Source organism: Mycobacterium parmense, from assembly GCF_010730575.1.
Lineage (GTDB): Bacteria > Actinomycetota > Actinomycetes > Mycobacteriales > Mycobacteriaceae > Mycobacterium > Mycobacterium parmense.
Map to the genome: position 1 here is coordinate 3790247 of NZ_AP022614.1, position 24995 is coordinate 3815241.

Here is a 24995-nt window from a genome sequence, read left to right on the forward strand (position 1 = left end):
CGCCACGCTTGATCTTTGCCGCATCACCGGCAATCCTGACACCATGCCTCGCCGCGAAGAGCCCGCGCGTGGGCTCCTTGACCCGGTCGCGAAGATGCTGCGGCTGCCTTTCGGCACACCGGAATTCATCGACCGGATCGTCACCGGGGGCGTCAACCAGGTGGGTCGCCGGACCCTGCACATGCTGATCACCACGTGGGATGCGGCCGGTGGCGGCCCCTTCGCGGCCAGTGCGGTCGCGTCGACGGGAATGGCCAAGACCGCGGAGATGGTGCAGGGCATGTTCATCGGACCCGTTTTCGGCCCGATACTGAAGGTCCTGGGTGCCGACAAGGCCGCCACACGTGCGTCGCTGTGCGCCTCTCAGCTGGTGGGCCTCGGCATCATGCGTTACGGCATCCGCTCCGAGCCGTTGCACTCGATGTCGGTGGATGCCCTGGTCGACGCCATCGGCCCGACGATGCAGCGTTACCTCGTCGGCGACATCACCTGACGGCGTCCGCCGCGGCTCACGCGGTGGCGCGGCCGACCTGGACCATGCCCTCGGGCGTGACGCGGACCCGGAAGACCGGGACGGAAACGTCCGGATCATCCAGGCAGACGCCGTCTTCGAGCGCGAACGCCTGCTTGAGGATGGGCGACTGCACGGCCACTCGCCCGCCGCGATCCCCGACGATCCCGCGCGAGAGCACCGCCGCATTCGAGAACGGGTCCACATTCCCGATGGCATACACCGACCCGTCGTCGAGGCGGAACAGTGCCGCCTGCGAGCCGTCGTCGAGAAGCACGCCCACACCCCGGCCCGGGATCAACCGGTCATAGGCGCACGCCGTCGTCCACACGTCAACGTCGTTGAGAAGAGTCATCATCCCTCCTGAACCTGGGTGCGGACCCGCGGCATGCCGATGGACACGGGTATCTTGCGCCCGGCGTGCTCGGTGAACTCCACCGTCGAGTCCACGACGTCCGGGGCGTTGACGAAGGAGACGAACCTCGACAGCTTGTCGGGGTCGTCGAGCACGCCCTTCCATTCGCAGCTGTAGTTCTGCACGTGCCGCTCCATGGCGGCCTCGAATTCGGCTGCCAGGCCCAGCGAGTCGTCGCACACGACCTCGCGCACGTGATCGAGGCCGCCGTCGAGGGATTCGACCCAGGGTGCGGTGCGCTGCAGCCGGTCGGCGGTGCGGATGTAGTACATCAGGAAGCGGTCGACGTAGCGCACCAGCGTGGCGGTATCCAAGTCACCGGCCAGCAGCTGGGCGTGCTTGGGCGACATGCCGCCGTTGCCGGCGACGTAGAGGTTCCAGCCCTTCTCGGTGGCGATCACGCCCACGTCCTTGGCGCGGGCCTCGGCGCACTCGCGTGCGCAGCCCGACACGCCCATCTTGATCTTGTGGGGCGCGCGCAGGCCGCGGTAGCGCAGTTCCAGATCGATGGCCAGCTGCACCGAGTCCTGCTGCCCGTAGCGGCACCAGTCGGTGCCCACGCAGCTCTTGACGGTGCGCAATGCCTTGCCGTAGGCGTGGCCGGACTCCATGCCGCCGTCGACGAGCCGCCGCCAGATCTCCGGAAGCTGGTCGACGCGGGCGCCGAACAGGTCGATCCGCTGGCCGCCGGTGATCTTGGTGTAAAGCCCGAAGTCCTGAGCGATCTGACCGATCAGGATCAGGTGCTCGGGCTTGATGTCGCCGCCGGGAACCCGCGGGACCACCGAGTAACTGCCGTTCTTCTGGATGTTCGCCAGGAAGTGGTCGTTGGAATCCTGCAGCGAGGCCTGCTCGCCCTCCAGGATGTGGTCCGAGCCGGTGGAGGCCAGGATCGACGCCACCACGGGTTTGCAGATGTCGCAACCCTTTCCGCGGCCGAAGCGGGCCACCAGGCCCGAGAAGGTGCGGATCTCGGTGGCGGAGATGATCTCGAAGAGCTCGGCGCGCGACTGGTCGAAGTGCTCGCACAGCGCCTTCGACTGTTCCACGCCCTCGGATTCCAGGAGCTGCTTGAGCAGCGGCACGCACGAACCGCACGACGTGCCAGCCGCAGTGCACGACTTGAGGGCGGGCACGTCGGCGCAGCCGTCCGCGATCGCGCACTTGAGGTCGCCCTTGGTGACGTTGTTGCACGAGCAGATCTGAGCCGAGTCGGGCAACGCCCCCACACCCAGCGCCGCTCCGCCACCGGAGTTCGCCGGGGCGATCAACGCCAGCGGGTCGCCCGGCAGCTCGCTGCCGACCATGGGCCGCAGCACCCCGTACGACGAGGCGTCGCCCACCAGCACGCCCCCGAGGAGGGTCTTCGCGTCGTCGGACAGCACCAGCTTGGCGTACGTCCGGTTCACCGCATCGTTGATGGCGACCTCGAGGCAGTTCTCGGTCGCGCCCATCGCGTCGCCGAAGCTGGCCACGTCGACACCCAGCAGCTTGAGCTTGGTCGACAGGTCCGCTTCGCCGAACTCCGCGGCACCCCCGAGCACCCGGTCGGCCACCACCTCGGCCGAGGTGTAACCCGGCCCGACCAGGCCGTAACACCGGCCCTCGATCGCGGCCACCTCACCGATCGCGTAGATGTCCGGATCGCTTGTCCGGCAGGCTAAGTCAGTGAGCACGCCACCCCTCTCGGCGCGCTCAAGCCCTGCGGCCGTCGCGAGTTCGTCGCGCGGGCGGATGCCGGCGGCGAAGATCACCAGGCCGGCGTCGACGACGTCCCCGTCGGTCAGCCGCACCCGCACCGACGACGAGCCGTCGGCGTGTTCGACCGCTTCGATGGCTTCGGTGCCCGTTCCGACGTGCACCGCGATGCCGAGGTCAGCGACCATCCTGGCCAGCAACGCGCCGCCGGCCTCGTCGATCTGCTGAGCCATCAGCCGCGGCATCATCTCGACGACGTGCGTCTCCAAGCCGAACTGGCGCAAGGCATTCGCCGCCTCCAGCCCCAACAGGCCACCGCCGATCACGACGCCCGCGGGCGTGTTGCCGCTTGCCGCCGTGCGCTGGGCGTCGGCGCGGATGGCATCGAGGTCGTCCAGGGTGCGGTAGACATGGCACGCCGGCAGGTCGTGGCCCGGCACCGGCGGCACGAAAGCGTACGACCCGGTGGCCAGCACCAGGGTGTCGTAGCTGTGCCGTTCCCCGTCGGAGGTGACCACCGACTTCGACGCGCGGTCGATCTCCGTGACCCGCGCGTTCAAGAGCAACCGGACCCGGTCATCACCCTCGTAGTCGTTCCCGGGCAGCGCCAGCAGCTTCCTGTCCCAGCTCTCGGTGTAAGAGGTCAGGCCCACGCGGTCATATGCCGCGTCCGCCTCCTCCGCGAGAACCGTGATGTGCCATGCCCCCCCGGCGTCACGCGCACGCAGTGCCTCGACCAGCCGATGCCCCACCATGCCGTGTCCGACTACGACGATGTGACGGACCGCACAGTGAGCGCGCGAAATCCCGTCTGCAGTCATGCCTTTGAGGGTAGCGGCCAGAAATTACCGAGATTGCGCCCAATGTGACGCAGCTATGACCAGGATCTCACAATTCACAGGAGCAGTTGTGAGAATTCGTTCGCTCCCAGTGAACCGCGAGGTGGAACTTTAGCCTGGTGGGCTCAAGTTTGTACAGACAGCAGGCCGGTAGTGCGCCGGTCACAGCTAATTCACAACGAAGTTCAAGGAAGCAAAGGAGAGCCCCATGAGCAACCTCGCATTGTGGTCGCGACCGGCCTGGGACACGGACCGGTGGTTGCGCGACTTCTTCGGCCCCGCCGCGGCGGCCGACTGGAACAAGCCGGTGAGCAGCGGTTTGCGGCCCGCTGCCGAGATCGTCAAAGACGGTGAGGACGCCGTGGTGCGTGTCGAGCTTCCGGGCGTCGACGTCGACAAGGACGTCAACGTGGAAGTCGACCGGGGCCGCCTGGTGATCCACGGCGAGCACCGTGACGAGCACGCCGAGGAGGCCGGTGGCCGCACCCTGCGGGAGATCCGCTACGGATCGTTCCGCCGGTCGTTTCAATTGCCGGCGCACGTCACCGGCGAGGCCGTCTCGGCCTCCTACGACGCCGGCGTGTTGACGGTACGGGTCGCCGGCGCCTACGCCGGCTCGCAGGCCCAGCGCATCGCGATCACTAAGTAACGCGGCGACATCCGGTCGGATCCGGCGGGGTGGCGAGCTCCGCCGGATCTGTCGGTCGGGCTGTTCGAACTCGTTTTCGACTGAAGGCCAACAGCTTTCGGGATACAGCGCACCGCTAGCCCCAACGCGCAAGCACTTCCCGGACCCGGCCGGCCAGCGCGGCCTGCAGGAAGGGGCCGAAGCTGATCCGGCCGACGCCCAGCGGGCCGAACGACGCCGGGTCGTCGTGGTCGGGGGCCGCGATCGCGTTGACCGGCAGCGGCAGCTCGGCAGTCAAGCGCCGCAACGTGTCCGGGTCGTGGCGGCCCACCGGGTACAACACGTCGGCACCGGCCGCGGCGGCCTCCCGAAGTCGCGCGACCGCCCTGTCGACGCGATCCGAGTCATCGCCGTCCCGACGCAGGAACACATCGGTGCGGGCGTTGACGACCATGTGGACCCCCGCCGCGTCGGCGGCCGACCGCAGCGCACCCACCAATTCGGCATGCTCGCCCGAAGTCCGCAGCCGCTTTCCCTCCGAGTGCACCGTGTCTTCGATATTCAGCCCGACTGCGCCCGCGCTCAGCAGGCCGTCGATCAGCCGCGCGGCCGGCAGGCCGTAGCCGGATTCGATGTCCACCGACACGGGCACGTTCACCGCGGCGGTGATCTGCCCGACGCGGGCCAGCACGTCGTCGAACGACATGCCTTCGCCGTCGGGTTTGCCGATCGAATCGGCGAGCGGATGGCTTCCCACGGTCAGCGCGGCGAAGCCCGCATCGACGGCCAGCCGCGCAGACCAGGCGTCCCACACGGTCGGCAGCACCACCGGGTCACCGGGCCGGTGCAACGCCAGCAGCGCCGCGGCGCGGGCCGCCAACGCGGTGTGATCCGTCACGCCGTGGATAGTATCGGGGGCGTACTGTGATCCGAAACACCGTCCGGCCCGCTTCCGGCCCCATCTGGCAAGGAGATCCGTTGTCCGGCACTACAGACACGGCTGAACTCGCCGAGCTTCACGACCTCATCGGCGGACTGCGAAGGTGCGTGCGCTCGCTGCGGGCCCGCTACGGTGACAGCCCCGCGATGCGCCGCATCGTCATCGACGCCGACCGGATCTTGTCCGACGTCGAATTGCTCGATTCCGACCTGTCCGAACTGGACCTGGCACGCGCCACCGTGCAGCAGTCCGGCGAGCGGATCCTCATTCCCGACACCCAGTACGACACCGAGTTCTGGCGCGACGTCGACGACGAGGGTGTCGGGGGTCACAGCAGGTCCTGACAACCCAAGCCCCCCGGAACAGGGGGCGTTCTGTCTGTGTACCCTTCGAGCAACAGCCCTGTTCGAAGAGGAACACTTGATGAGCGCACCCACGGCGAACCGTCCTGCGTCCGGTGTCTTTTCACCCACGCGTGCCAGCATTCAGCAGCGGACCTTACGCACCGACCGGTGGTGGCTGTCGCCGCTGCGGATCGACCTCGGCTTCGCGGCGTTCGTCATCTACGCCACGGTGCGGGCGTTCATGCAGGACAACTACTTCGTTCCGAAATATCACTACCTGACGCCCTTCTACTCGCCGTGCGTCAGCACCGGCTGCGCGAAGGAAGCCAGCGAGTTCTGGCCGCAGGTCCTGCCGAACGTGTGGTGGCTGCCGTACGCGGCGCTGACGCTGCCCTTCCTGCTGCTGTTCCGATTGACCTGCTACTACTACCGGGGCGCCTACTACCGCACGGTGTGGCAGTCGCCCAGCGCGTGCGCGGTGGCCGAGCCCCGCGTGCACTACACGGGTGAGACCCGGCTCCCGCTGATCGTCCAGAACAGCCACCGCTACTTCTTCTACGTGGCCGCAATCATCTCGGTCATCAACACCTACGACGCCGTCGTCGCGTTCCACTCCGACAGCGGACCGGGCGGATTCGGCTTCGGCCTGGGCAACCTGATCCTGCTCGGCAACGTGGTGATGCTCTGGGTTTACACGCTCTCCTGCCATTCGTGCCGGCACATCACCGGTGGTCGGCTCAAGCACTTCTCGAAACACCCTGTGCGGTACTGGATCTGGACTCAGGTGAGCAAGATCAACACCCGGCACAAGCTGTACGCGTGGATCACGCTCGGGACGTTGATGGTCACCGACTTCTACGTCGCACTGGTGGCCAGCGGCACCATACCCGACTTGAGATTCGTTGGCTGAGAAGGCTTTTGAAGAACTACCAGAACATAGCTGAGCGAGGGTTTCATGGTTGAGGTCGAACGGCACGCCTACGACGTGGTCGTGATCGGTGCCGGCGGCGCGGGTCTGCGCGCGGTCATCGAAGCTCGCGAGCGCGGCCTCAAGGTCGCGGTGGTCTCCAAGTCGCTGTTCGGCAAGGCCCACACGGTCATGGCCGAGGGCGGCTGCGCGGCATCGATGGGCAACACCAACCCCAAGGACAACTGGAAGACCCACTTCGGCGACACCATGCGCGGTGGGAAGTTCCTGAACAACTGGCGGATGGCCGAGCTGCACGCCAAGGAGGCGCCCGACCGGGTCTGGGAGCTGGAGACCTACGGCGCGCTGTTCGACCGCCTCAAGGACGGCAAGATCAGCCAGCGCAACTTCGGCGGGCACACCTACCCGCGGCTCGCCCACGTCGGCGACCGCACCGGGCTGGAACTGATCCGCACCATGCAGCAGAAGATCGTCTCGCTGCAGCAGGAGGACTTCGCCGAGCTCGGTGACTACGAGGCGCGCATCAAGGTGTTCGCCGAGTGCACCATCACGGAGCTGCTCAAGGACGGCGACGCCATCGCCGGGGCCTTCGGGTATTGGCGCCAAAGCGGCGCCTTCATCCTCTTCGAGGCCCCCGCCGTGGTGCTGGCCACCGGCGGCATCGGCAAGTCGTTCAAGGTGACATCCAACTCCTGGGAGTACACCGGCGACGGCCACGCGCTGGCGCTGCGGGCCGGCGCGACGCTGATCAACATGGAGTTCATCCAGTTCCACCCGACGGGCATGGTGTGGCCGCCGAGCGTGAAAGGCATCCTGGTCACCGAGGGCGTCCGCGGCGACGGCGGGGTGCTGAAGAACTCCGAGGGCAAGCGGTTCATGTTCGACTACATCCCGCCGGTGTTCAAGGGCCAGTACGCCGAGACGGAACAAGAAGCCGACCAGTGGCTCAAGGACAACGACTCGGCCCGCCGCACCCCCGACCTGCTGCCCCGTGACGAGGTCGCGCGCGCGATCAACTCCGAGGTGAAGGCCGGCCGCGGCAGCCCACACGGCGGCGTGTTCCTGGACATCGCGTCCCGGTTGACCCCGGCGGAGATCAACCGCCGCCTGCCGTCGATGTACCACCAGTTCAAGGAGCTGGCCGGGGTCGACATCACCAAGGAACCCATGGAAGTCGGCCCGACGTGCCACTACGTGATGGGCGGCGTCGAGGTCGACGCCGACACCGGAGCGGCGAAGGTCCCCGGTCTGTTCGCCGCCGGCGAGTGCTCCGGCGGCATGCACGGCTCCAACCGGCTGGGCGGCAACTCGCTGTCGGACCTGCTGGTCTTCGGCCGACGGGCCGGCCTGGGCGCCGCCGACTACGTGCGCGCGCTGAGCAGTCGGCCCAGCGTCCACGACGACGCCGTGGAGACCGCGGCGGCGAGGGCGCTGGCCCCCTTCCAGGGCCCGACGAACGGCGCGGCGGCCGAAAACCCCTACACCTTGCAGCTCGAGTTGCAGCAGTCGATGAACGACCTGGTGGGCATCATCCGCAAGGCCGACGAGGTCTCGGAGGCGATCGAGCGGCTGAACAAGCTGCGCGATCGGTTCAAGAACATGCACGTCGAGGGACACCGCCAGTACAACCCGGGATGGAACCTGGCCATCGACCTGCGCAACATGCTGCTGGTCAGCGAGTGCGTCGCCAAGGCAGCGCTGCAGCGCACCGAGAGCCGCGGCGGGCACACCCGCGACGACCACCCGGCCATGGACGCGTCGTGGCGCAAGATCCTGCTGGTCTGCCGTGCGGCCGGCGGCGACCCCGTCATTCCCGATGTCGAGATCACGCGGGAAGAGCAGACGCCGATGCGGCCGGATCTGCTGGAGACGTTTGAGATCTCCGAGCTGGAGAAGTACTTCACCGAAGAGGAACTGGCCGACCATCCAGGACGGAGAGGCTGATGACCTATAACGCCACCATGCGGGTGTGGCGCGGCGACGAAGCCGGTGGCGCCCTGCAGGACTTCACGGTTGAGGTCAACGAGGGCGAGGTGGTGCTCGACATCATCCACCGCCTGCAACAGACCCAGACGCCGGACCTGGCGGTCCGATGGAACTGCAAGGCCGGCAAGTGCGGGTCGTGCTCGGCCGAGATCAACGGTTATCCCCGGCTGATGTGCATGACCCGCATGTCCACGTTCGCCGAGGACGAGGTCGTGACCGTCACGCCGATGCGTACGTTCCCGGTGATCCGCGACCTGGTCACCGACGTCTCGTTCAACTACGAGAAGGCGCGCGAGATCCCGGCCTTCGCTCCCCCCAAGGAGCTGCAACCCGGCGAGTACCGGATGGCGCAGACAGACGTGGCGCGTTCGCAGGAGTTCCGCAAGTGCATCGAGTGTTTCCTGTGTCAGAACGTCTGCCACGTGATCCGCGACCACGAGGAGAACAAGAAGGCGTTCGCCGGGCCGCGCTTCCTGATGCGCATCGCCGAGCTCGACATGCACCCGCTGGACACATTGGACCGCAAGAACCAGGCCCAGGAGGAGCACGGGCTCGGTTACTGCAACATCACCAAGTGCTGCACCGAGGTGTGCCCGGAGAACATCAAGATCACCGACAACGCGCTGATCCCGATGAAAGAGCGCGTCGTCGACCGCAAGTATGACCCTGTGGTGTGGCTGGGCAACAAGCTGTTTCGCCGCTGAGCGTCCGCGCGTACGGCGTTAGTCCGTAGCGCGACCGGGTTTCGTGACCCGACGGTCTGCAGGTGACCGGAAAGGCGGCGCAGTATGCGAGAAACCACCAGCATCAACGAGATTCGGACCGCGATCAAAGAGCTGTCCGCCCGCGCCGAGCTTGCCCGCAAGGAGGGCCGGCCCGACGACGCAGCGGAGATCGAACGGCGCATCCAGGGCTTTCGCGCGGAGCTGGGCAGACGGCCCTAGCGCGCCTGGCCGGTCCTGCGCGGGCGTCAGGCGCCGAGTCGGCGAAACCCGCTGCGGTGGAACACGATCGGCGCCACCTCGGGATCTACCGTCACCTCGCTGACCCGAAGCAGGACGATCGTGTGATCGCCGGCCGGGACCAGCTGCTCGATTGCGCTCTCCAGCCAGAGGCCGGTGCCCTTGATGAACACCGCGCCGCTTTCCTTGGACATCGTCTCCATGCCCGCGAAGCGGTCACCCGTCTTGGCGGCCAGGGTCCGGGCGGCCTCGTCGTGTGCCTCACCGAGCACGCTGATGCCCAGCATGGGCAGGTCCCTGAGCTTGGGCCAGGTGGTCGACGTGTTCTGCACGCAGAACGACACCAGCGGCGGGTCCAGCGAAACGGGCACAAAAGTGCTGGCGGCCAGGCCCACCCGGGTTCCGTCCACCTCGGCGGCGATCGCCACCACGCCGCAGGGGAAATGACCGAAAGCTTCGCGAAGTGACGTCGGAGTCAGCTTGTCGTTCGAGTTCACCGGAGATTTTCGCCCCTCGAGCCTCTAGACAGGTTGTCGATTGCGACCCTACCCGCCGAGCCACGCGCGGTCGCAGGGAGCCGGGGAATCCTACGAATAGCCGTGCGCCGCGGCCACGTCCGGGTGGGCGCGCAGCCTGCTCTTCCAGGCATTGCGGCCGTAGACCGCGAAGATCGGGTCGGACGGGTCTCGTGCCGGCGTCCACCCGTTGCCGGCGCGGGCCGCCAGGTCGGCGGGCAACGACAGCACCGGGATCTGCGCGTCCAGTCGCGGGTTGAAGAAGAACGGCACCGAGATGCGTTCGGCGCCCCCAAGGTTCACCCGGTGCTCGGTTGCCCGCAGGTATCCGCGGGTAGCAACCTCGAGGAGCTCACCGATGTTGACGATGAACGCCCCGTCGACCGGCGGGGCGTCGATCCAGCCGTCGTGGCCGGCACGCGGAGAACGCACCTGCAGGCCCCGGCTGCCCGGCTCGGCCAGCAGCAGCGTCAGAACGCCGGAGTCCCGGTGCGCGCCCACGCCTTGCGGGCTATCGGCGCGGGCCGGATACCGCACGACCTTGATCAGAGTCGCCGGCGTCTCGGCGAAGGCCGGGTCGAACACGTCGGGCGGGCTTCCGAGGGAGGCCGCCCAGTGGCGCAGCAGCTCCCGTGCCACGCCGGACAGGGCGGCCTCCCACTCGGCGATGATCCCGGGCAACTCCGGCAGCGCCGGTGGCCACTGGTTGGGCCCCTGCAGCCACAGGTATCCCGGCTTGCCCGGTCCGCCGACCGGCGGGCGCTCGGGACCGATGTCGATCTGCTCCCGCCAATCCGTAGCCCCGCGGGTGATCTCTCCGCCCAGCCGGGTGTAGCCGCGGAAATGCGGGCTGCGCACCATCGCGACGGCGTCCTTGTCCGCCTGCGGTAGGCCGAAGAGCGAACGCGCCGCGCCGAGGACCTTCTCGACCAGTTCACCGGGCACGCCGTGGCCGGTCAGGTAGAAGAAGCCGACCCGGTGCGCGGCCTCCCGGAGGAGCTCCCGCAGCGCTGCAGGGTCGGCCCGCAGGTCCACCACAGGCAGCGCGGTGACGCGCCCCACATTTGTCATGCCCTCGCCATCGCCGCAGCTCAACGGGCCGTCAACGCCGTCCGCGCGCCCAGCCCAACCGGTTGGTTAATTAGATAATGAAATTTAGCTCACATCGACTTGCGTTGATGTCACACAGAGCGATATTTTAACGGAGTTACTGGTGGGTAACTTAGACCTAGTACCCAACCACAAGTGGCATTCTCAACGAGGAGGACCGTAGTGAGCCACTACAAGAGCAACGTCCGTGACCAGGTATTCAACCTGTTCGAGGTCCTGGGCGTTGAAAAGGCTTTAGGCGCGGGTGAGTACAGCGATCTGGACCCCGAAACCGCGCACGAGATGTTGACGGAGATCAGCCGGCTGGCCGAAGGGCCCGTGGCGGAGTCGTTCGTCGAAGGCGACCGCAACCCGCCGGTGTTCGACCCGAAGACCCACTCGGTGACGCTGCCCGAGACGTTCAAGAAGTCCGTCAGGGCGGTTCAGGAAGCCGGCTGGGACAAGGCCGGCATCGACGAGGTTCTCGGCGGCATGCCGATGCCCAAGGCGCTGGTGTGGGCGCTGCACGAGCACATCCTGGGGGCCAACCCGGCCGTCTGGATGTACGGCGGCGGTGCGGGCTTCGCCAACATCCTCTACCACCTGGGCACCGAGGAGCAGAAGAAGTGGGCCATCCTGTGCGCCGAGCGCGGCTGGGGCTCCACCATGGTGCTCACCGAGCCCGACGCCGGTTCCGATGTCGGCGCCGGACGCACCAAGGCGATCAAGCAGGAGGACGGCTCCTGGCACATCGACGGCGTGAAGCGATTCATCACCTCCGCCGACTCCGGTGACCTGTTCGAGAACATCTTCCACCTGGTGCTGGCCCGCCCCGAGGGCGCCGGCCCGGGCACCAAGGGCCTGTCGCTGTTCTTCGTGCCGAAGTTCCTGTTCGACTTCGAGACGGGCGAACTCGGCGAGCGCAACGGCGTCTTCGTGACCAACGTCGAGCACAAGATGGGCCTGAAGGTCTCGGCGACCTGCGAGCTGTCCTTCGGGCAGCACGACGTGCCCGCCAAGGGCTGGCTGGTCGGTGAGGTGCACAACGGCATCGCGCAGATGTTCGAGGTCATCGAGCAGGCCCGCATGATGGTCGGCACCAAGGCCATCGCGACCCTGTCGACGGGTTACCTGAACGCGCTCGAGTACGCCAAGAGCCGCGTGCAGGGTGCCGACATGACCCAGATGACCGACAAGACCGCGCCGCGCGTGACCATCACGCACCACCCCGACGTGCGTCGTTCGCTGATGACCCAGAAGGCCTACGCCGAGGGCCTGCGGGCGCTGTACCTCTACACCGCGACCTTCCAGGACGCGGCGGTGGCCGACGCGGTACACGGCATCGAGGCCGACCTGGCCGTCCGGGTCAACGACCTGATGCTGCCGGTGGTCAAGGGCGTGGGCTCCGAGCAGGCCTACGCGAAGCTGACCGAGAGCCTGCAGACCTTCGGAGGGTCCGGCTTCCTGCAGGACTACCCGGTCGAGCAGTACATCCGGGACGCCAAGATCGACTCGCTGTATGAGGGCACCACCGCCATCCAGGCGCAGGACTTCTTCTTCCGCAAGATCGTCCGCGACAAGGGTGTGGCGCTGGCCCACGTCTCCGGTGAGATCCAGAAGTTCGTCGACAGCGAGTCCGGCAACGGCCGGCTGAAGACCGAACGCGAGCTGCTGGCCAAGGCCCTGGCCGACGTCCAGGCGATGGCAGCCACGTTGACCGGCTACCTGATGGCCGCCCAGGAGGACGTCACCAGCCTCTACAAGGTTGGCCTGGGATCGGTGCGCTTCCTGATGAGCGTCGGCGACCTGGTCATCGGCTGGCTGCTGCAGCGCCAGGCCGCGGTTGCCGTTGCGGCGCTCGACGGTGGCGCCAGCGGCGACGAGCGGGCCTTCTACGAGGGCAAGGTCGCGGTGGCGTCGTTCTTCGCGAAGAACTTCCTGCCGCTGCTGGCCAGCACCCGCGAGGTCATCGAGACGCTGGACAACGACATCATGGAGCTGGACGAGGCCGCCTTCTGAGCGTTCTCGACCGGCGATACGAACAAGCCCCCGCTTACCGGCGGGGGCTTGTTCGTCTAAAGTGACCTGCCGAACGAAAAGGCCGCCGCTGGATCCCCTCACTCCAGCGGCGGCCTTCTTTCGCTCGCCCATCTCGCCAGACAGACGGTCGATTCGAGGACGCCCCGTATTGCCGTCGGGGTCGGGGGGTCAGACCACAACACGGGGCAATCCGGTCGGACAAATACCCGCACACGGGACTCGCTAATCCGGCTGTGACGAATCTAATGAGCCGGCCGCCCCGCTCACGCCTCCAGGATTGCGGCGACACCCTGGCCGCCCGCGGCGCAGATCGAGATCAGCGCCCGCAGGGGGCCGCCTGCCTGGGCGCCCTTACGCTCCGCCTTCTTCTCGGCCAGCTGCTTGGCCGCCTGCGCGAGGATTCGCCCGCCGGTGGCGGCGAAGGGGTGGCCGGCGGCCAATGACGAGCCGTTCACGTTGAGCTTGGACCGGTCGATCGAGCCCAGCGCGGCGTCCAGGCCCAACCGCTCCTTGCAGTACTCCTCGGACTCCCAGGCCTGCAGGTGCGCGAGCACCACCGACGCGAACGCCTCGTGGATTTCGTAGAAATCGAAGTCCTGCAGGCTCAGGCCGTTGCGGGCCAGCAGCCGAGGCACCGCGTAGGTCGGCGCCATCAACAGCCCGTCGCGCCCGTTGACGTAGTCGACGGCGGCGGTCTCCGAATCGACCAGGTAGGCCAGCGGGGTCAGCGAGTGGCCGGACGCCCATTCCTCGGTGGCCAGCAGCGCTACCGAGGCGCCGTCGGTCAGCGGTGTGGAGTTGCCGGCCGTCATCGTCGCGTCGCCGGCCTTCACGCCGAACACCGGGCGCAGCGACGCCAGCTTCTCGGTACTGGCATTGGGCCGCAGGTTGTCGTCGCGGTAGAGCCCCAGAAACGGGGTGACGAGGTCATCGAAGAAGCCCCGATCGTAGGCGGCGGCCATGTTCCGGTGGCTGGCGACGGCCAGCTCGTCCTGATCGACACGCTTGATGCCCATCTGCTTGGCGGTGATGGCGGCGTGCTCGCCCATCGACAGCCCCGTGCGCGGCTCGCTGTTGGCCGGAATCTCGATGCCCAGCGAGGCCGGCAACGTGCCCACGAGCTTGAGTCGCTGCAGGTTGGACTTCGAGCGGCGCAACTTGAGCAGGGTGCGGCGCAGGTTGTCACCCAAGCCGATCGGCGGGTCGGAGGTGGTGTCGACCCCACCGGCGGCGGCCACGTCGTAGCGGCCGGCCGCGATGCCGTCCGCCGCGGCGATCGCCGCCTGCAGGCCCGTACCGCAGGCCTGCTGGATGTCGAACGCCGGCGTGTACGAGGACAACTCCGAACCCAGCACGCATTCGCGCATCAAATTGAAGTCGCGGCTGTGCTTTAGCACGGCCCCACCGACGACAACGCCCAGGCGCTGGCCGCCGAGCCCGAAGCGGTCCACCAGCCCGCCCAGGGCCGCGGTGAACATGTCCTGGTTAGACGCCTCGGCATACGCTCCGTCGGAGCGGGCGAACGGGATGCGGTTGCCGCCCAGCACCGCCACGCGGCGCCGCGGCTGCGAACTCTTCTGCTTGGTTGCCTCAGAACTTGCAGGGGCCACGGTTCATCTCCCGGTCATCGATTTGGGGGTCGGCCTTCTGGGGCCATACTACCCACTGTTCTTACTCTGAAGTAAGTTCGTCCTCGATACGGTTGACGGTAAAGGCACGTCCGACCTCGAGATGGAAGGCAGCTTCCGTGGCTCCCAAGCTATCGTCCGATCTGCTCACGCAGGTCGTCAACTCCGGTCCGGGATCGTTTCTGGCCAAGCAACTCGGTGTTCCACAACCCGAGACCCTCCGCCGCTACCGGGCGGGAGATCCGCCCCTGGCCGGATCGCTGCTGATCGGCGGGGAAGGCAGGGTCGTCGAACCGCTGCGCGCGGCGCTGGACTCCGACTACGACCTGGTGGGCAACAACCTCGGCGGTCGCTGGGCCGACAAGTTCGGCGGGCTGGTCTTCGACGCCACCGGCATCACCGAACCGGGCGGACTCAAGGCGCTCTACGAGTTCTTCACGCCCCTGCTGCGCAACCTGGGCCACAGCGCGCGCGTCGCGGTGATCGGCACGACGCCCGACGCCGCCGCCGGTCCGCACGAGCGAATTGCGCAACGCGCGCTCGAAGGATTCACCCGGTCGCTGGGCAAGGAACTGCGCAATGGCGCCACGGTATCGCTGGTGTACCTGTCGCCGCAGGCCAAGCCGGCCGCGACGGGCCTGGAATCGACCATGCGGTTCATCCTGTCGGCGAAGTCCGCGTACGTCGACGGCCAGGTGTTCTACATCGGCGAGGCCGACTCCACTCCCCCCGCTGACTGGGACCGCCCGCTGGACGGCAAGGTGGCGATCGTGACGGGCGCGGCCCGCGGCATCGGCGCGACCATCGCCGAGGTGTTCGCGCGTGACGGCGCCCGTGTCGTCGCGATCGACGTCGAATCGGCCGCCGAAGCCCTGGCCGAGACGGCCAGCCGCGTCGGGGGCACCGCGCTCTGGCTCGACGTCACCGCCGACGACGCCGTCGACAAGATCACCGAGCACCTGCGCGAACACCACGGCGGGCGCGCCGACATCCTGGTCAACAACGCCGGGATCACCCGCGACAAGCTGCTGGCCAACATGGACGAGGGTCGCTGGGACGCCGTGCTCGCCGTCAATCTCCTTGCCCCACTGCGCCTCACGGAGGGACTGATCGGCAATGGCAGCATCGGCGAGGGGGGCCGGGTGATCGGCCTCTCGTCGATGGCGGGGATCGCCGGCAACCGCGGCCAGACCAACTACGCCACCACCAAGGCCGGCATGATCGGCCTCACCCAGGCGCTCGCACCGGAACTGTACGACAAGGGCATCACGATCAACGCCGTGGCACCGGGGTTCATCGAAACCCAGATGACGGCCGCCATCCCATTGGCCACCCGGGAGGTGGGCCGCCGGATGAACTCGCTCTTCCAGGGCGGGCAGCCGGTCGATGTCGCGGAAACCATCGCCTACTTCGCCAGCCCGGCGTCGAACGCGGTGACGGGCAACGTCATTCGCGTGTGCGGCCAGGCCATGCTGGGCGCGTGACCCGATGAACCAGCCGAGCGGTCTGAAGAACATGCTGCGCGCGGCGGCCGGGGCGCTGCCGCTGGTGTCCCGTTCGGACACCCTGCCCAGCCGCACGGTGACCGTCGACGAACTGCCCATCGACCAGTCGAACGTGGCCGAGTACGCGGCGGTCACCGGCCTGCGCTACGGCAACAACGTGCCGCTGACCTACCCGTTCGCGCTGAGCTTCCCCGCCCTCATGTCGCTGGTGACGGGCTTCGACTTCCCTTTCGCCGCAATGGGTTCCGTGCACACCGAGAATCGGATCACGCAGTACCGCCCCATCGCGGTCACCGACACCGTCGGGCTGCGCGTGCACGCCGAGAACCTGCGCGAGCACCGCAAGGGGTTGCTGGTGGACCTGGTGACCGACATCAACGTCGGCAACGACGCCGCCTGGCACCAGGTCACCACGTTCCTGCACCAGCAGCGCACCAGCTTGTCCGACGAGCCGAAGCCGCCGCCGCAGAAGCAGCCGAAGCTTCCGCCACCCAGCACGGTGCTGCGGATCAGCCCGGCCACCATCCGGCGCTACGCCGCCGTCGGGGGCGACCATAACCCCATCCACACCAATCCGATCGCGGCCAAGCTGTTCGGCTTTCCGACGGTGATCGCGCACGGGATGTTCAGCGCCGCGGCCATATTGGCCAACATCGAGGCGAGGCTCCCGGACGCGGTCGAGTATTCCGTCCGGTTCGGCAAGCCCGTGGTGCTGCCGGCCACGACGGGCCTCTACATCGACGAACGCGAGGACGGGTGGGACCTCTCGCTGCGCAACATCGCCAAGGGATACCCCCACCTGACGGGCCGCATCCGGTCCTTGTAAACCCGGCCGAGCACCTTGAGCCCGTGCGCGCCGACGGCGGTGACCAGGAAGACCAGGATCAGCCACAGCGGCGGCCGCGCGAGCTCCCAGACGAAGATCGCCGACCAGATCGGTGAGCCCTGCGTTACCGCCAGCACCCCGGCGGCGCCGGCCAGCGACACCGTCGGGGTGTGCAGATGCGTTCCGGCTGCCGAGTTCACGGCCAGCACCAGCAGCGATCCCGCCGCCGCCCCGGTGGCCAGCGACGGGGTCAGCATGCCGCCGGCCCCGCCGGCGCGCAGGAACAGCGCGGTCAGCAGCGGCTTGAGGACCAGGATGGCGGCCGCCGCCGAGAGCGTCATGCCGCTGGCCAGGCTGACGGTCAGGATGCTGCGGCCGTTGCCCGGCAACTCCGGCCACCAGTGCGAACACCAGCCCATCGCCAGCCCGGCGCAGGCGAGCGACGGGACCAGCACCCAGGTCCGCAGCTGGGCCGCGGGCCGCGCCGCGGCCATGAGCCTGTTGAACGCCAGACCCACCGCCAGAGCCACCGGCGCCAATATCAGCGCCTGCCCCGTCAGCACGAACGACAGATTCGGGTTCGGCCAGTCCAGTTCGGGACGGTCGTGGGTGATCAGGGAGCCCACCGCGACGGCCAGGCTCGAGGTGAGCAGCGCGGCGCCCAGCGCCCGCGGGTGCCAGGTGCTCAAGACGATGCGCACGGTGAACAGCGCGCCGGCCACCGGAACGGCGTAGACCGCGCCGAGCCCGGCTCCCGCGGCGGACGCCAGCAGGATCTCCCGATCGCCCGGCGACAGCCGCCTCAGCCAGCCGGTGGCCAGATCTGCCAGGGCCGCGGCGAATTGACGTGGCGCCCCCTCCCTGCCGAGGGACGCCCCGGTGCCCACCAGCACGACCTGCAGCGCGGCGTCGATGCTCCACGCCAGCCGCGGCACTCGGTCCCGTTCGGTGATGGTCGGCGCGAGCGGCGGCACCTCGGCCCGGCTCCGCAGGATCCACCAGCCGACGGCCGCGACCGCGGCGCCGATCACCGGCCCCAGCGCCCGCCGGACGGGGCTGCTGCCGGCGATGCCGACCAGCAAGGTGCCGAACGTGTAGTGGTACGTGAGGTGTTCGACGAAGCGCAGCAACGCCGACGTCGTCAGCCCGGCCACTCCGGCCAACAATCCGGCGATGACTACCGCGCAGAAGAACTCGAGGTCGCGCCGAAGCGTTCGGGCCACCCCACGACCCTAGGGTCTAGCCGGCGGCGACGCTGGGGCCGCCCGGCTCGCGCCGCGCCGCTAAGGCCCCGGTGGCTCCGGCGGCTTCGCGTTCCTCCGGCGCGCCCCGCAGACCGTGCCAGAACAGGTTGATCATCAGCCCGGCCGCCTCGTCGACATCGATGTCGCCGGTGGACAGGCGGGTCGCCAGCGCCTCGCCCGCACCCACGAGCGCCACGGCCATCATCTCGTGCTCGCGTTCCGAGCGGGGGGTGCGGCTGCCGGCCCGTACCAGGCCGGCGACCAGGTCGATGATCCGCTCGCGGCCCTCACGCACCATGTGGGCGAACGACTGCGAGGCGGTGGCCTGGGTGTACATCACGATCCACGACGCTCGGTTGGCGTCGATGTAGCGCAGATAGGACACGATGGTGTTGCGCAGCATGTCGTTGGGACTCTGCCCGAAGTCCATGTCGGCGCGGACCGCGTCGATGAACCGGCCCATCTCGCGGTTCAGGCAGGCGCCGAACAGGTCCTCCTTGGAGCCGTAGTACAGGTAGAGCATCGGCTTGGAGATCTGCGCCTCGGCGGCGATCGCGTCCATCGAGGTCTCGTGGTAGCCGTTGACCGAGAACATCTGCACGGCCGCGTCAAGCATCTGCTGCTCGCGGACGGCACGAGGTAGCCGCTTGGTACCACCTGCCATCGTCAGCCTTCCCGGTTCGCCGATCTGACCCCAGGGTAAGCAATGCGGCCCGGCAGCACACGCCGGTCCCGCGCTTCAGTGGCCGCAGGCCGGGCTACGGCCCTTCATCGACGCCACCCGCGCCAGCGACTCGTCGACCCGCTGCGTCGGCAGATCGCCCGCCGCGACGGCCTGCTGCAGCCGGTCCAGAACCGCCGGCACCTCGTCGGTGGTCACCCACAGCGCGACGTCGGTCCCGGCCTGCAAGGTGCGCAGCACCGCCTCCGAGACCCCGAAGCGGTCCGAGATCGCCGCCATGCTGGACAGGTCGTCGCTGAACACCGGCCCGCCGAACGGCGGGCCCCCGTAGCCGGTGCCCTGGCGCAGCAACTGCACCGCCGCGGGGCTCAGGCTGGCCGGCGTGTCGCCGGTGAGCCCCGGGACCTGCAGGTGACCGATCATCACCGCGACGGGGGCCGCGGTGACCAGCGTCCGGTAGGGCACCAGGTCGTTGTTCCGCAGATCGCTCAGCGGCGGCGTGACGACACCACCGGTGTGCGAGTCACCCGAGCCGTGCCCGTGGCCGGGGAAGTGTTTGAGCACCGGCAACAGGCCGGCGTCGCGCAGACCTTGGGCGTAGGCCCCCGCGTAGGCCGTGACGGTCGCGGGGTCGCCGCCGAACGACCGGTCGCCGATGACCCCGTCGGTGGCGTCGGTGACGTCGACGACCGGAGCGAAGTCGACGGTGATTCCCAGGTCGCGCATCTTCTTGCCGCGCTCGGCCGCCAGGTCGTGCACCTGGGCCACGCTCTGGGTCTGCGCCAGCTGCCGCGGCGACGGCGACTCCCCGATCAGCGACCGAAGACGCGAAACCCGGCCGCCCTCCTCGTCGACACTCACCGCAAGCGGCAGGGGCCCGGCTTTGCCGGCGATCTCGGCCAGCGGGCCCTTGAAGATCGCCAGGTCCGTCCAGCTGCCGATGAAGATGCCGCCGACGTGGTAGTCGTTCACGACGTCCCGCGCGTCGTCGGCGTTCTTGACCCCCACCATCAGCAGTTGGGCGAGCTTGTCCCGGATGGGCAGCTGCGCGGTGGGATCGCCGCACACCGGCGGCGCGGGGGCGGCCGCCGGCTTGCCGGCCGAGGCGGACGGGCCCGCCGACCGGGCGGGGTGGTGGCCACAGGCCACAACCAGCGCCGACGAGGCTGCGAGCACGGCCAAGGTGCGCGGGAAAGGCATCGCGCCATGCTTTCACGACAACCGCGCGCCCCCGTGATCCGGGGCGCGGCCCGCTAAGGTGTTTCCTGCGCGGCTTTGGGGAATCCCCGGCTCGACGGGGTGGCATGAGCCGGCCGGGAGCAGCGGGGGTCGACGATGGCGGGAATCGGGCTGGCCGCCGCGGCCAGCGTCGTGGCGGGCCTGTCGATCGGTGCCGCGCTGACCGTCGGCGCGACGCTGGCGGCCGCCGACCAGCGTTCCGCGCCGGCACAACGACCGAACGCCCCGTCGTCGCCCCTGCAGGTGCAGTACGGCGACCGGTGCTTCCACGGTCACTGCCTGCCCTGCGACAGCGTCGAGGGCTGTCTGGACAAGCTGGCGGATGAGCGCTAGTCACGACCCGGCCGGCGAAAGCGCTTCTGCTAGGTTGGCGCTAGGTCGCCGCCCGCACACCATGACCGAAATCCCGAGGAGCTTTCGATGAACCGGATCATTGCGCCCGCCGCCGCGAGCGTGGTGGTTGGTCTGCTGCTGGGCGCCGCCGCGATCTTCGGGGTCACGTTGATGGTGCAACAGGACACCAAGCCGCCACTGCCCGGGGGTGATCCGCAGTCGTCGGTGCTCAACAGGGTCGAATACGGCAACCGTAGCTAGCGGCGAAGCCGGGCGCAGCGGGTCGCCGCCCACAGACCCCGGCGATCGCCAGCGCGGCGAAGCCGGGCGCAGCGGGTCGCCGCCTCGTGGTTCAGCGGCGCAATCCCGGGCCGCTGCGGCGCCAGCCCCGTCAGCCGAGGCACTGTCGCGCCGATGGCTCGCGCTGGTCGCGGCGATCTCGCTGGTGTTGACGTTCGCGCAATCCCCGGGCCGGGTCTCCCCCGACACCAAACTCGACCTCACCGCCAATCCGCTGCGCTTCCTGGCCCGCGCCACCAACCTGTGGAACAGCGAGCTGCCGTTTGGCCAGGCCCAGAATCAGGCCTACGGTTACCTGTTTCCGCACGGCACCTTCTTCCTCGTCGGACATCTGTTGGGGGTGCCCGGCTGGATGGTGCAGCGTCTGTGGTGGGCGTTGCTGCTCACGGTCGGCTTCTGGGGGCTGATCCGGGTCGCGGAGGCACTGGCGATCGGCGGTCCGGCGTCGCGGGTGATCGGGGCGGCGGCGTTCGCGCTGTCGCCGCGCGTGCTCACCACGCTGGGATCCATCTCGTCGGAGACGCTGCCGATGATGCTGGCACCGTGGGTGTTGCTGCCGACGATCCTCGCGCTGCGCGACTCGTCTGATAAGTCGGTGCGGGTGCTCGCCGCGCGGGCCGGCGTGGCCGTCGCGCTGATGGGGGCGGTCAACGCGATCGCGACGCTGGCCGCGTGCCTGCCCGCCGTCATCTGGTGGGCCTGTCACCGGCCCAACCGGCGGTGGTGGCGCTATACGGGGTGGTGGCTGCTGTCGCTGGCGCTGGCGACACTGTGGTGGGTGGTGGCGCTGGCGATGTTGCACGCCATCAGCCCGCCGTTCCTGGATTTCATCGAGTCGTCCGGCGTGACCACCGAGTGGTCGTCGCTGACCGAGATACTGCGCGGCACCGACAGCTGGACCCCGTTCGTCGCGCCCACGGCGACCGCGGGCGCGCCACTGGTGACGGGATCGGCGGCCATCCTGGGCACCTGCCTGGTCGCGGCCGCCGGGCTCGCCGGCCTGGCCTCGCCGGGAATGCCGGCGCGGGGACGGCTGGTGACCATGCTGCTGGCCGGGGTGGTGCTGATGGCCGCCGGCTACAGCGGCGGGCTGGGTTCGCCGTTGGCGCATACGGTTCAGGCCTTCCTGGACGCCCGGGGGGCCCCGCTGCGCAACGTGCACAAGCTGGGCTCGGTGATCCGGATCCCGGTGGTGCTGGGCGTCGCGCAGCTCTTGGGCCGGGTGCCGTTGCCGGGCACCGCGCCGGCGCGGGAATGGCTGCGGGCGTTCGCCCACCCGGAGCGCGACAGGCGGGTGGCGGTGACGATCGTCGTGGTCACGGCGCTGGCGGTCAGCACCTCGCTGGCGTGGACCGGCCGGCTCACCCCGCCCGGCACGTTCAGTGCGATTCCGGGGTACTGGCACGACGCCGCCGCCTGGCTCGACGAACACAACACGGGGGCGCCCACACCCGGGCGCGTGCTGGTGGCACCGGGGGCGCCGTTCGCCACCCAGGTGTGGGGCACCAGCCATGACGAGCCGCTGCAGGTGCTCGGCCGCAGCCCGTGGGGGGTCCGCGACTCGATCCCACTGACCCCGCCGCAGACGATCCGGGCCCTGGACTCCGTACAGCGGCTGTTCGCCGCCGGGCGCGCGTCGGACGGGCTGGCCGATACCCTTGCGCGGCAAGGTATCTCGTATGTGGTTTTGCGCAACGACCTGGATCCCGACACGTCGCGGTCGGCGCGGCCGATCCTGGTGCACCGGGCGGTCGAGGGGTCGCCGGGGCTGCTGAAGGTGGCGCAGTTCGGCGACCCGGTGGGCCCCGGCACCGTCGCGGGCTTCGTCGCCGACAGCGGGCTGCGGCCGCGCTATCCGGCGATCGAGATCTACCGGGTGGTGGGCGCGGGCGATCCCGGCGCGCCCTATCTCGTCGACGTCGACAAGCTGGCGCGGGTGGACGGCGGACCGGAGGTGTTGCTGCGCCTCGACGAGCGGCGGCGGCTGCTCGGGCAGCCGCCGCTGGGCCCGGTGTTGATGACGGCGGACGCGCGCGGCGCGGGGCTGGCGGCACCGCTCGTGACCGTCACCGACACCCCGGTGAGCCGCGAGACCGACTACGGCCGTGTCGACCAGCACTCGTCGGCGACCCGCGCGCCCGGCGACGCCCGGCACACCTACAACCGCGTGCCCGACTACCCCGACCCGGGCGCCGCCCCGGTGTGGGGGGCCTGGTCCGGCGGCCGGATCACCGTGTCGAGCTCTGCATCGGATTCCACCGCCATGCCCGACGTCGCGCCCGCGACCTCCCCCGCCGCCGCGGTCGACGGCGACCCCGCCACGGCGTGGGTGTCCAACTCGTTGCAGTCAGCCGTCGGGCAGTGGCTGCAGGTCGATTTCGACCACCCCGTGACCAACGCCGCGATCACCCTGACGCCCAGTGCGACGGCCGTCGGCGCCCAGGTCAGGCGCATCCTGATCGAGACCGCGACGGGCAGCACCAGCCTGCGGTTCGACGAGACCGGCAAGCCGCTCACCGCGGCGCTGCCCTACGGCGAAACCCCGTGGGTGCGCGTCACCGCGGCCGGGACCGACGACGGGTCGCCCGGCGTGCAGTTCGGCATCACCGACCTGTCGATCACCCAGTACGACGCGTCCGGGTTCGCGCACCCGGTCGACCTGCGCCATACCGTGCGGGTCCCCGGCCCGCCGCCCGGGTCGGCCGTCGCGGGTTGGGACCTCGGCTCGGAGCTGCTCGGCAGACCCGGCTGCGCCGGTGCCGAAGGGGGCGTGCGCTGCGCGGCGTCGATGGCGCTGGCGCCGGAGGAACCGGTCACCCTCAGCCGCACCCTGAGCGTCCCGGTTCCGGTTTCGGTGACGCCGACGGTGTGGGTCCGGCCGCGGCAGGGCCCCAAGCTCGCCGACCTCATCGCCGAGCCCGGCACCACCCGGGCCAGCGGCGAGTCCGACCCGATGGACGTCCAGGGCTCGGCCTACGCGGCCACCGACGGCGACCCGGCCACCGCGTGGACCGCGCCGCAGCGGGTGGTCCAGCACAAGGACGCCCCCACGCTGACGCTCACCCTGCCGCGGCCCACCGAGGTCGCCGGGCTGCGCCTGCTGCCCAGCCGGTCGGCGCTGCCCGCGCCTCCCACGATGGTCGCCGTCGACCTGGGCGACGGCCCCCAGGTGCGGGAACTGCAGACCGACGAGGCGGGCCGTCCGCAGACCCTGCAGCTGAAGCCCAAGGTGACCGACACCGTCAGCATCAGCCTGCTCGCCTGGCGCGACGTCATCGACCGCAACGCCCTGGGCTTCGACCAGCTCAAGCCCCCGGGGCTGGCCGAAGTGGCGGCCCTGGGCGCGGACGGAAACTCGATCGCTCCCGCCGACGCCGCTCGCAACCGCTCCCGCGAGATCACCGTCGACTGCGCCCACGGCCCGGTGATCGCCGTCGCGGGCCGGTTTGTGCACACGTCGATTCGCACCACGGCGGGCACGCTGCTGGACGGGCGACCCGTCGTGGCGCAGCCGTGCGAACGCGAGCCCATCGCGCTGCCGGCCGGCCCGCAGGAGTTGCTGATCAGCCCCGGCGCGCAGTTCGTCGTCGACGGAGCCCGCCTGGGCGTCGCGGGATCCGCCGAAATGCCAACTGCGCGTTCGGTTCCCGTACCTACTGGAGCCTGGGGTCCGCAGCGACGGGAGGTGCGGGCACCGGCGTCGTCGACGCCACGCCTGCTGGTCGTTCCCGAAAGCATCAACCCGGGCTGGGTGGCACGCACCGCCACCGGCACCCGGTTGACACCGGTCGCGGTCAACGGGTGGCAGCAGGGCTGGGTAGTGCCCGCCGGTGACCCCGGGACCGTCACGCTGACCTTCGCCGCCGATTCGCCGTACCGGGCGGGCCTGGGGGTCGGGTTCGCGTTGCTGCCGCTGCTGGCCCTGCTGGCGCTGTGGCGAACCAGGCGACGGGGTTCGGACGACCCACCGGCGCGACCATGGCAGCCCGGGCCGTGGGCGGCCGCCGGCGCGCTGGCCGCCGGCGCGGTGATCGCCGGGACGGCCGGGGCCGTCCTCGTCGGCGCCGCCCTCGGGCTGCGCTATGCATTACGGGATCGCCACGGCACGGTGCCCGACGGGCTCATGGTCGCGCTGAGCGCGGGCGGGCTCATCCTGGCCGGGGCGCAATTGTCACGGCATCCCTGGCGCTCGGTCGGGGGTTACGCCGGCCACTCGGCGAATGTGCAACTGCTGGCCATGCTTTCGCTGGCGGCGCTCGCCGCGGCGGCGGTGGCCATGCCGGAGGGCGTGCGGCGGGCTCGGTCGAAATAGCCGGCGCAACGGCTGGCTAACCGGTTTACCG

The 24995-nt window shown here is 69.4% G+C and carries 21 protein-coding genes and 1 pseudogene; 13 read left to right on the plus strand and 9 right to left on the minus strand.

Annotated elements, in window-relative coordinates:
- Positions 1 to 43 precede the first annotated feature (43 nt).
- Positions 44 to 493: a TetR/AcrR family transcriptional regulator gene (locus tag G6N48_RS17565; RefSeq protein WP_085271449.1), complete on the plus strand. Its 450-nt coding sequence runs from the start codon at positions 44 to 46 to the stop codon at positions 491 to 493.
- 16 nt (positions 494 to 509) lie between these two features.
- Here the strand turns inward: G6N48_RS17565 and nirD are convergent, their stop codons facing one another.
- Positions 510 to 866: a nitrite reductase small subunit NirD gene (gene nirD / locus G6N48_RS17570; protein WP_085271460.1), complete on the minus strand. Its 357-nt coding sequence runs from the start codon at positions 864 to 866 to the stop codon at positions 510 to 512.
- Entirely contained in the window at positions 866 to 3445 is a 2580-nt protein-coding gene (gene nirB, locus G6N48_RS17575; protein WP_085271448.1) for a nitrite reductase large subunit NirB, read from the minus strand. Before nirB ends, nirD begins: the two co-directional genes overlap by 1 nt.
- Before the next feature lie 226 nt (positions 3446 to 3671).
- Between nirB and G6N48_RS17580 the strand changes: the two genes are divergently transcribed.
- Positions 3672 to 4112: an Hsp20/alpha crystallin family protein gene (locus tag G6N48_RS17580; RefSeq protein WP_085271447.1), complete on the plus strand. Its 441-nt coding sequence runs from the start codon at positions 3672 to 3674 to the stop codon at positions 4110 to 4112.
- 115 nt (positions 4113 to 4227) lie between these two features.
- On the opposite strand, the gene G6N48_RS17585 is transcribed toward G6N48_RS17580, so the two are convergent.
- The gene (locus G6N48_RS17585) at positions 4228 to 4989 is read right to left on the minus strand and encodes an isocitrate lyase/PEP mutase family protein (protein WP_085271446.1); all 762 of its coding nucleotides are present in this window, start codon (positions 4987 to 4989) and stop codon (positions 4228 to 4230) included.
- An 80-nt stretch (positions 4990 to 5069) separates the two neighbouring features.
- Here G6N48_RS17585 and G6N48_RS17590 point away from each other — a divergent pair, with 80 nt between their 5' ends.
- From G6N48_RS17590 to G6N48_RS27710, 5 genes are all read left to right on the plus strand, one after another.
- Entirely contained in the window at positions 5070 to 5375 is a 306-nt protein-coding gene (locus G6N48_RS17590) for a hypothetical protein (RefSeq protein WP_085271459.1), read from the plus strand.
- A 79-nt stretch (positions 5376 to 5454) separates the two neighbouring features.
- Positions 5455 to 6285, plus strand: coding sequence for a hypothetical protein (locus G6N48_RS17595; RefSeq protein ID WP_085271445.1), 831 nt, complete (start codon positions 5455 to 5457; stop codon positions 6283 to 6285).
- 45 nt (positions 6286 to 6330) lie between these two features.
- Entirely contained in the window at positions 6331 to 8247 is a 1917-nt protein-coding gene (locus G6N48_RS17600; protein WP_085271444.1) for a fumarate reductase/succinate dehydrogenase flavoprotein subunit, read from the plus strand.
- The gene (locus G6N48_RS17605) at positions 8247 to 8993 is read left to right on the plus strand and encodes a succinate dehydrogenase/fumarate reductase iron-sulfur subunit (RefSeq protein WP_085271443.1); all 747 of its coding nucleotides are present in this window, start codon (positions 8247 to 8249) and stop codon (positions 8991 to 8993) included. Before G6N48_RS17600 ends, G6N48_RS17605 begins: the two co-directional genes overlap by 1 nt.
- 84 nt (positions 8994 to 9077) lie before the next feature.
- Positions 9078 to 9233 carry a hypothetical protein gene (locus G6N48_RS27710; protein WP_169718462.1) on the plus strand — a complete coding sequence of 52 codons (156 nt, stop codon included), beginning with the start codon at positions 9078 to 9080 and terminating at the stop codon, positions 9231 to 9233.
- A 26-nt stretch (positions 9234 to 9259) separates the two neighbouring features.
- Here the strand turns inward: G6N48_RS27710 and G6N48_RS17610 are convergent, their stop codons facing one another.
- Together G6N48_RS17610 and G6N48_RS17615 are read right to left on the minus strand one after the other, a co-directional pair.
- A complete protein-coding gene (locus G6N48_RS17610) occupies positions 9260 to 9748 on the minus strand; it encodes a flavin reductase family protein (RefSeq protein ID WP_085271442.1) in 489 nt (162 codons plus the stop codon).
- A gap of 90 nt (positions 9749 to 9838) precedes the next feature.
- Positions 9839 to 10837: an isopenicillin N synthase family dioxygenase gene (locus G6N48_RS17615; protein ID WP_085271441.1), complete on the minus strand. Its 999-nt coding sequence runs from the start codon at positions 10835 to 10837 to the stop codon at positions 9839 to 9841.
- 201 nt (positions 10838 to 11038) lie between these two features.
- Between G6N48_RS17615 and G6N48_RS17620 the strand changes: the two genes are divergently transcribed.
- Positions 11039 to 12874 (plus strand): acyl-CoA dehydrogenase, encoded by a 1836-nt coding sequence (locus G6N48_RS17620; protein WP_085271440.1) that lies wholly within the window; start codon positions 11039 to 11041, stop codon positions 12872 to 12874.
- 284 nt (positions 12875 to 13158) lie between these two features.
- Here G6N48_RS17620 and G6N48_RS17625 read toward each other — a convergent pair whose 3' ends face one another.
- A complete protein-coding gene (locus G6N48_RS17625; RefSeq protein WP_085271439.1) occupies positions 13159 to 14505 on the minus strand; it encodes an acetyl-CoA C-acetyltransferase in 1347 nt (448 codons plus the stop codon).
- Between the two features lie 137 nt (positions 14506 to 14642).
- Between G6N48_RS17625 and G6N48_RS17630 the strand changes: the two genes are divergently transcribed.
- Both G6N48_RS17630 and G6N48_RS17635 read left to right on the plus strand, forming a co-directional pair.
- Positions 14643 to 16007: a 3-oxoacyl-ACP reductase gene (locus G6N48_RS17630; protein ID WP_085271438.1), complete on the plus strand. Its 1365-nt coding sequence runs from the start codon at positions 14643 to 14645 to the stop codon at positions 16005 to 16007.
- A gap of 4 nt (positions 16008 to 16011) precedes the next feature.
- Positions 16012 to 16854, plus strand: coding sequence for a MaoC/PaaZ C-terminal domain-containing protein (locus tag G6N48_RS17635; protein ID WP_085271437.1), 843 nt, complete (start codon positions 16012 to 16014; stop codon positions 16852 to 16854).
- Positions 16855 to 16856: 2 nt separating this feature from the next.
- On the opposite strand, the pseudogene G6N48_RS17640 reads toward G6N48_RS17635, so the two are convergent.
- From G6N48_RS17640 to G6N48_RS17650, 3 genes and pseudogenes are all read right to left on the minus strand, one after another.
- A pseudogene (locus G6N48_RS17640) lies at positions 16857 to 18077 on the minus strand (chloride channel protein); the annotation flags it as partial.
- Between the two features lie 16 nt (positions 18078 to 18093).
- On the minus strand, positions 18094 to 18762 hold the full coding sequence (locus tag G6N48_RS17645; protein WP_085271435.1) for a TetR/AcrR family transcriptional regulator: 669 nt from the start codon (positions 18760 to 18762) through the stop codon (positions 18094 to 18096).
- Between the two features lie 75 nt (positions 18763 to 18837).
- A complete protein-coding gene (locus G6N48_RS17650; RefSeq protein ID WP_085271434.1) occupies positions 18838 to 19980 on the minus strand; it encodes a glycoside hydrolase family 3 N-terminal domain-containing protein in 1143 nt (380 codons plus the stop codon).
- A gap of 135 nt (positions 19981 to 20115) precedes the next feature.
- Between G6N48_RS17650 and G6N48_RS17655 the strand changes: the two genes are divergently transcribed.
- The 3 genes from G6N48_RS17655 (at position 20116) to G6N48_RS17665 (ending at position 24964) form a co-directional block, all read left to right on the plus strand.
- Positions 20116 to 20352, plus strand: a complete 237-nt coding sequence (locus tag G6N48_RS17655) for a DUF2613 domain-containing protein (RefSeq protein WP_085271433.1) — start codon at positions 20116 to 20118, stop codon at positions 20350 to 20352.
- A gap of 87 nt (positions 20353 to 20439) precedes the next feature.
- Positions 20440 to 20613 (plus strand): DUF2613 domain-containing protein, encoded by a 174-nt coding sequence (locus G6N48_RS17660; RefSeq protein WP_066947240.1) that lies wholly within the window; start codon positions 20440 to 20442, stop codon positions 20611 to 20613.
- A gap of 142 nt (positions 20614 to 20755) precedes the next feature.
- Complete coding sequence (locus G6N48_RS17665) at positions 20756 to 24964, plus strand: alpha-(1->3)-arabinofuranosyltransferase (protein WP_085271458.1); 4209 nt, start codon at positions 20756 to 20758, stop codon at positions 24962 to 24964.
- The last annotated feature ends 31 nt before the right edge of the window (positions 24965 to 24995 follow it).

Coding starts and splice junctions, on each gene's coding strand:
- G6N48_RS17660 (WP_066947240.1), top strand. CDS start 20,440: ATGAACCGGATCATTGCGCCCGCCGCCGCGAGCGTGGTGGTTGGTCTG.
- G6N48_RS27710 (WP_169718462.1), top strand. CDS start 9,078: ATGCGAGAAACCACCAGCATCAACGAGATTCGGACCGCGATCAAAGAG.
- G6N48_RS17650 (WP_085271434.1), bottom strand. CDS start 19,980: ATGCCTTTCCCGCGCACCTTGGCCGTGCTCGCAGCCTCGTCGGCGCTG.
- nirD (WP_085271460.1), bottom strand. CDS start 866: ATGACTCTTCTCAACGACGTTGACGTGTGGACGACGGCGTGCGCCTAT.
- G6N48_RS17645 (WP_085271435.1), bottom strand. CDS start 18,762: ATGGCAGGTGGTACCAAGCGGCTACCTCGTGCCGTCCGCGAGCAGCAG.
- G6N48_RS17565 (WP_085271449.1), top strand. CDS start 44: ATGCCTCGCCGCGAAGAGCCCGCGCGTGGGCTCCTTGACCCGGTCGCG.
- G6N48_RS17580 (WP_085271447.1), top strand. CDS start 3,672: ATGAGCAACCTCGCATTGTGGTCGCGACCGGCCTGGGACACGGACCGG.
- G6N48_RS17615 (WP_085271441.1), bottom strand. CDS start 10,837: ATGACAAATGTGGGGCGCGTCACCGCGCTGCCTGTGGTGGACCTGCGG.
- G6N48_RS17605 (WP_085271443.1), top strand. CDS start 8,247: ATGACCTATAACGCCACCATGCGGGTGTGGCGCGGCGACGAAGCCGGT.
- nirB (WP_085271448.1), bottom strand. CDS start 3,445: ATGACTGCAGACGGGATTTCGCGCGCTCACTGTGCGGTCCGTCACATC.
- G6N48_RS17635 (WP_085271437.1), top strand. CDS start 16,012: ATGAACCAGCCGAGCGGTCTGAAGAACATGCTGCGCGCGGCGGCCGGG.
- G6N48_RS17655 (WP_085271433.1), top strand. CDS start 20,116: ATGGCGGGAATCGGGCTGGCCGCCGCGGCCAGCGTCGTGGCGGGCCTG.
- G6N48_RS17595 (WP_085271445.1), top strand. CDS start 5,455: ATGAGCGCACCCACGGCGAACCGTCCTGCGTCCGGTGTCTTTTCACCC.
- G6N48_RS17600 (WP_085271444.1), top strand. CDS start 6,331: ATGGTTGAGGTCGAACGGCACGCCTACGACGTGGTCGTGATCGGTGCC.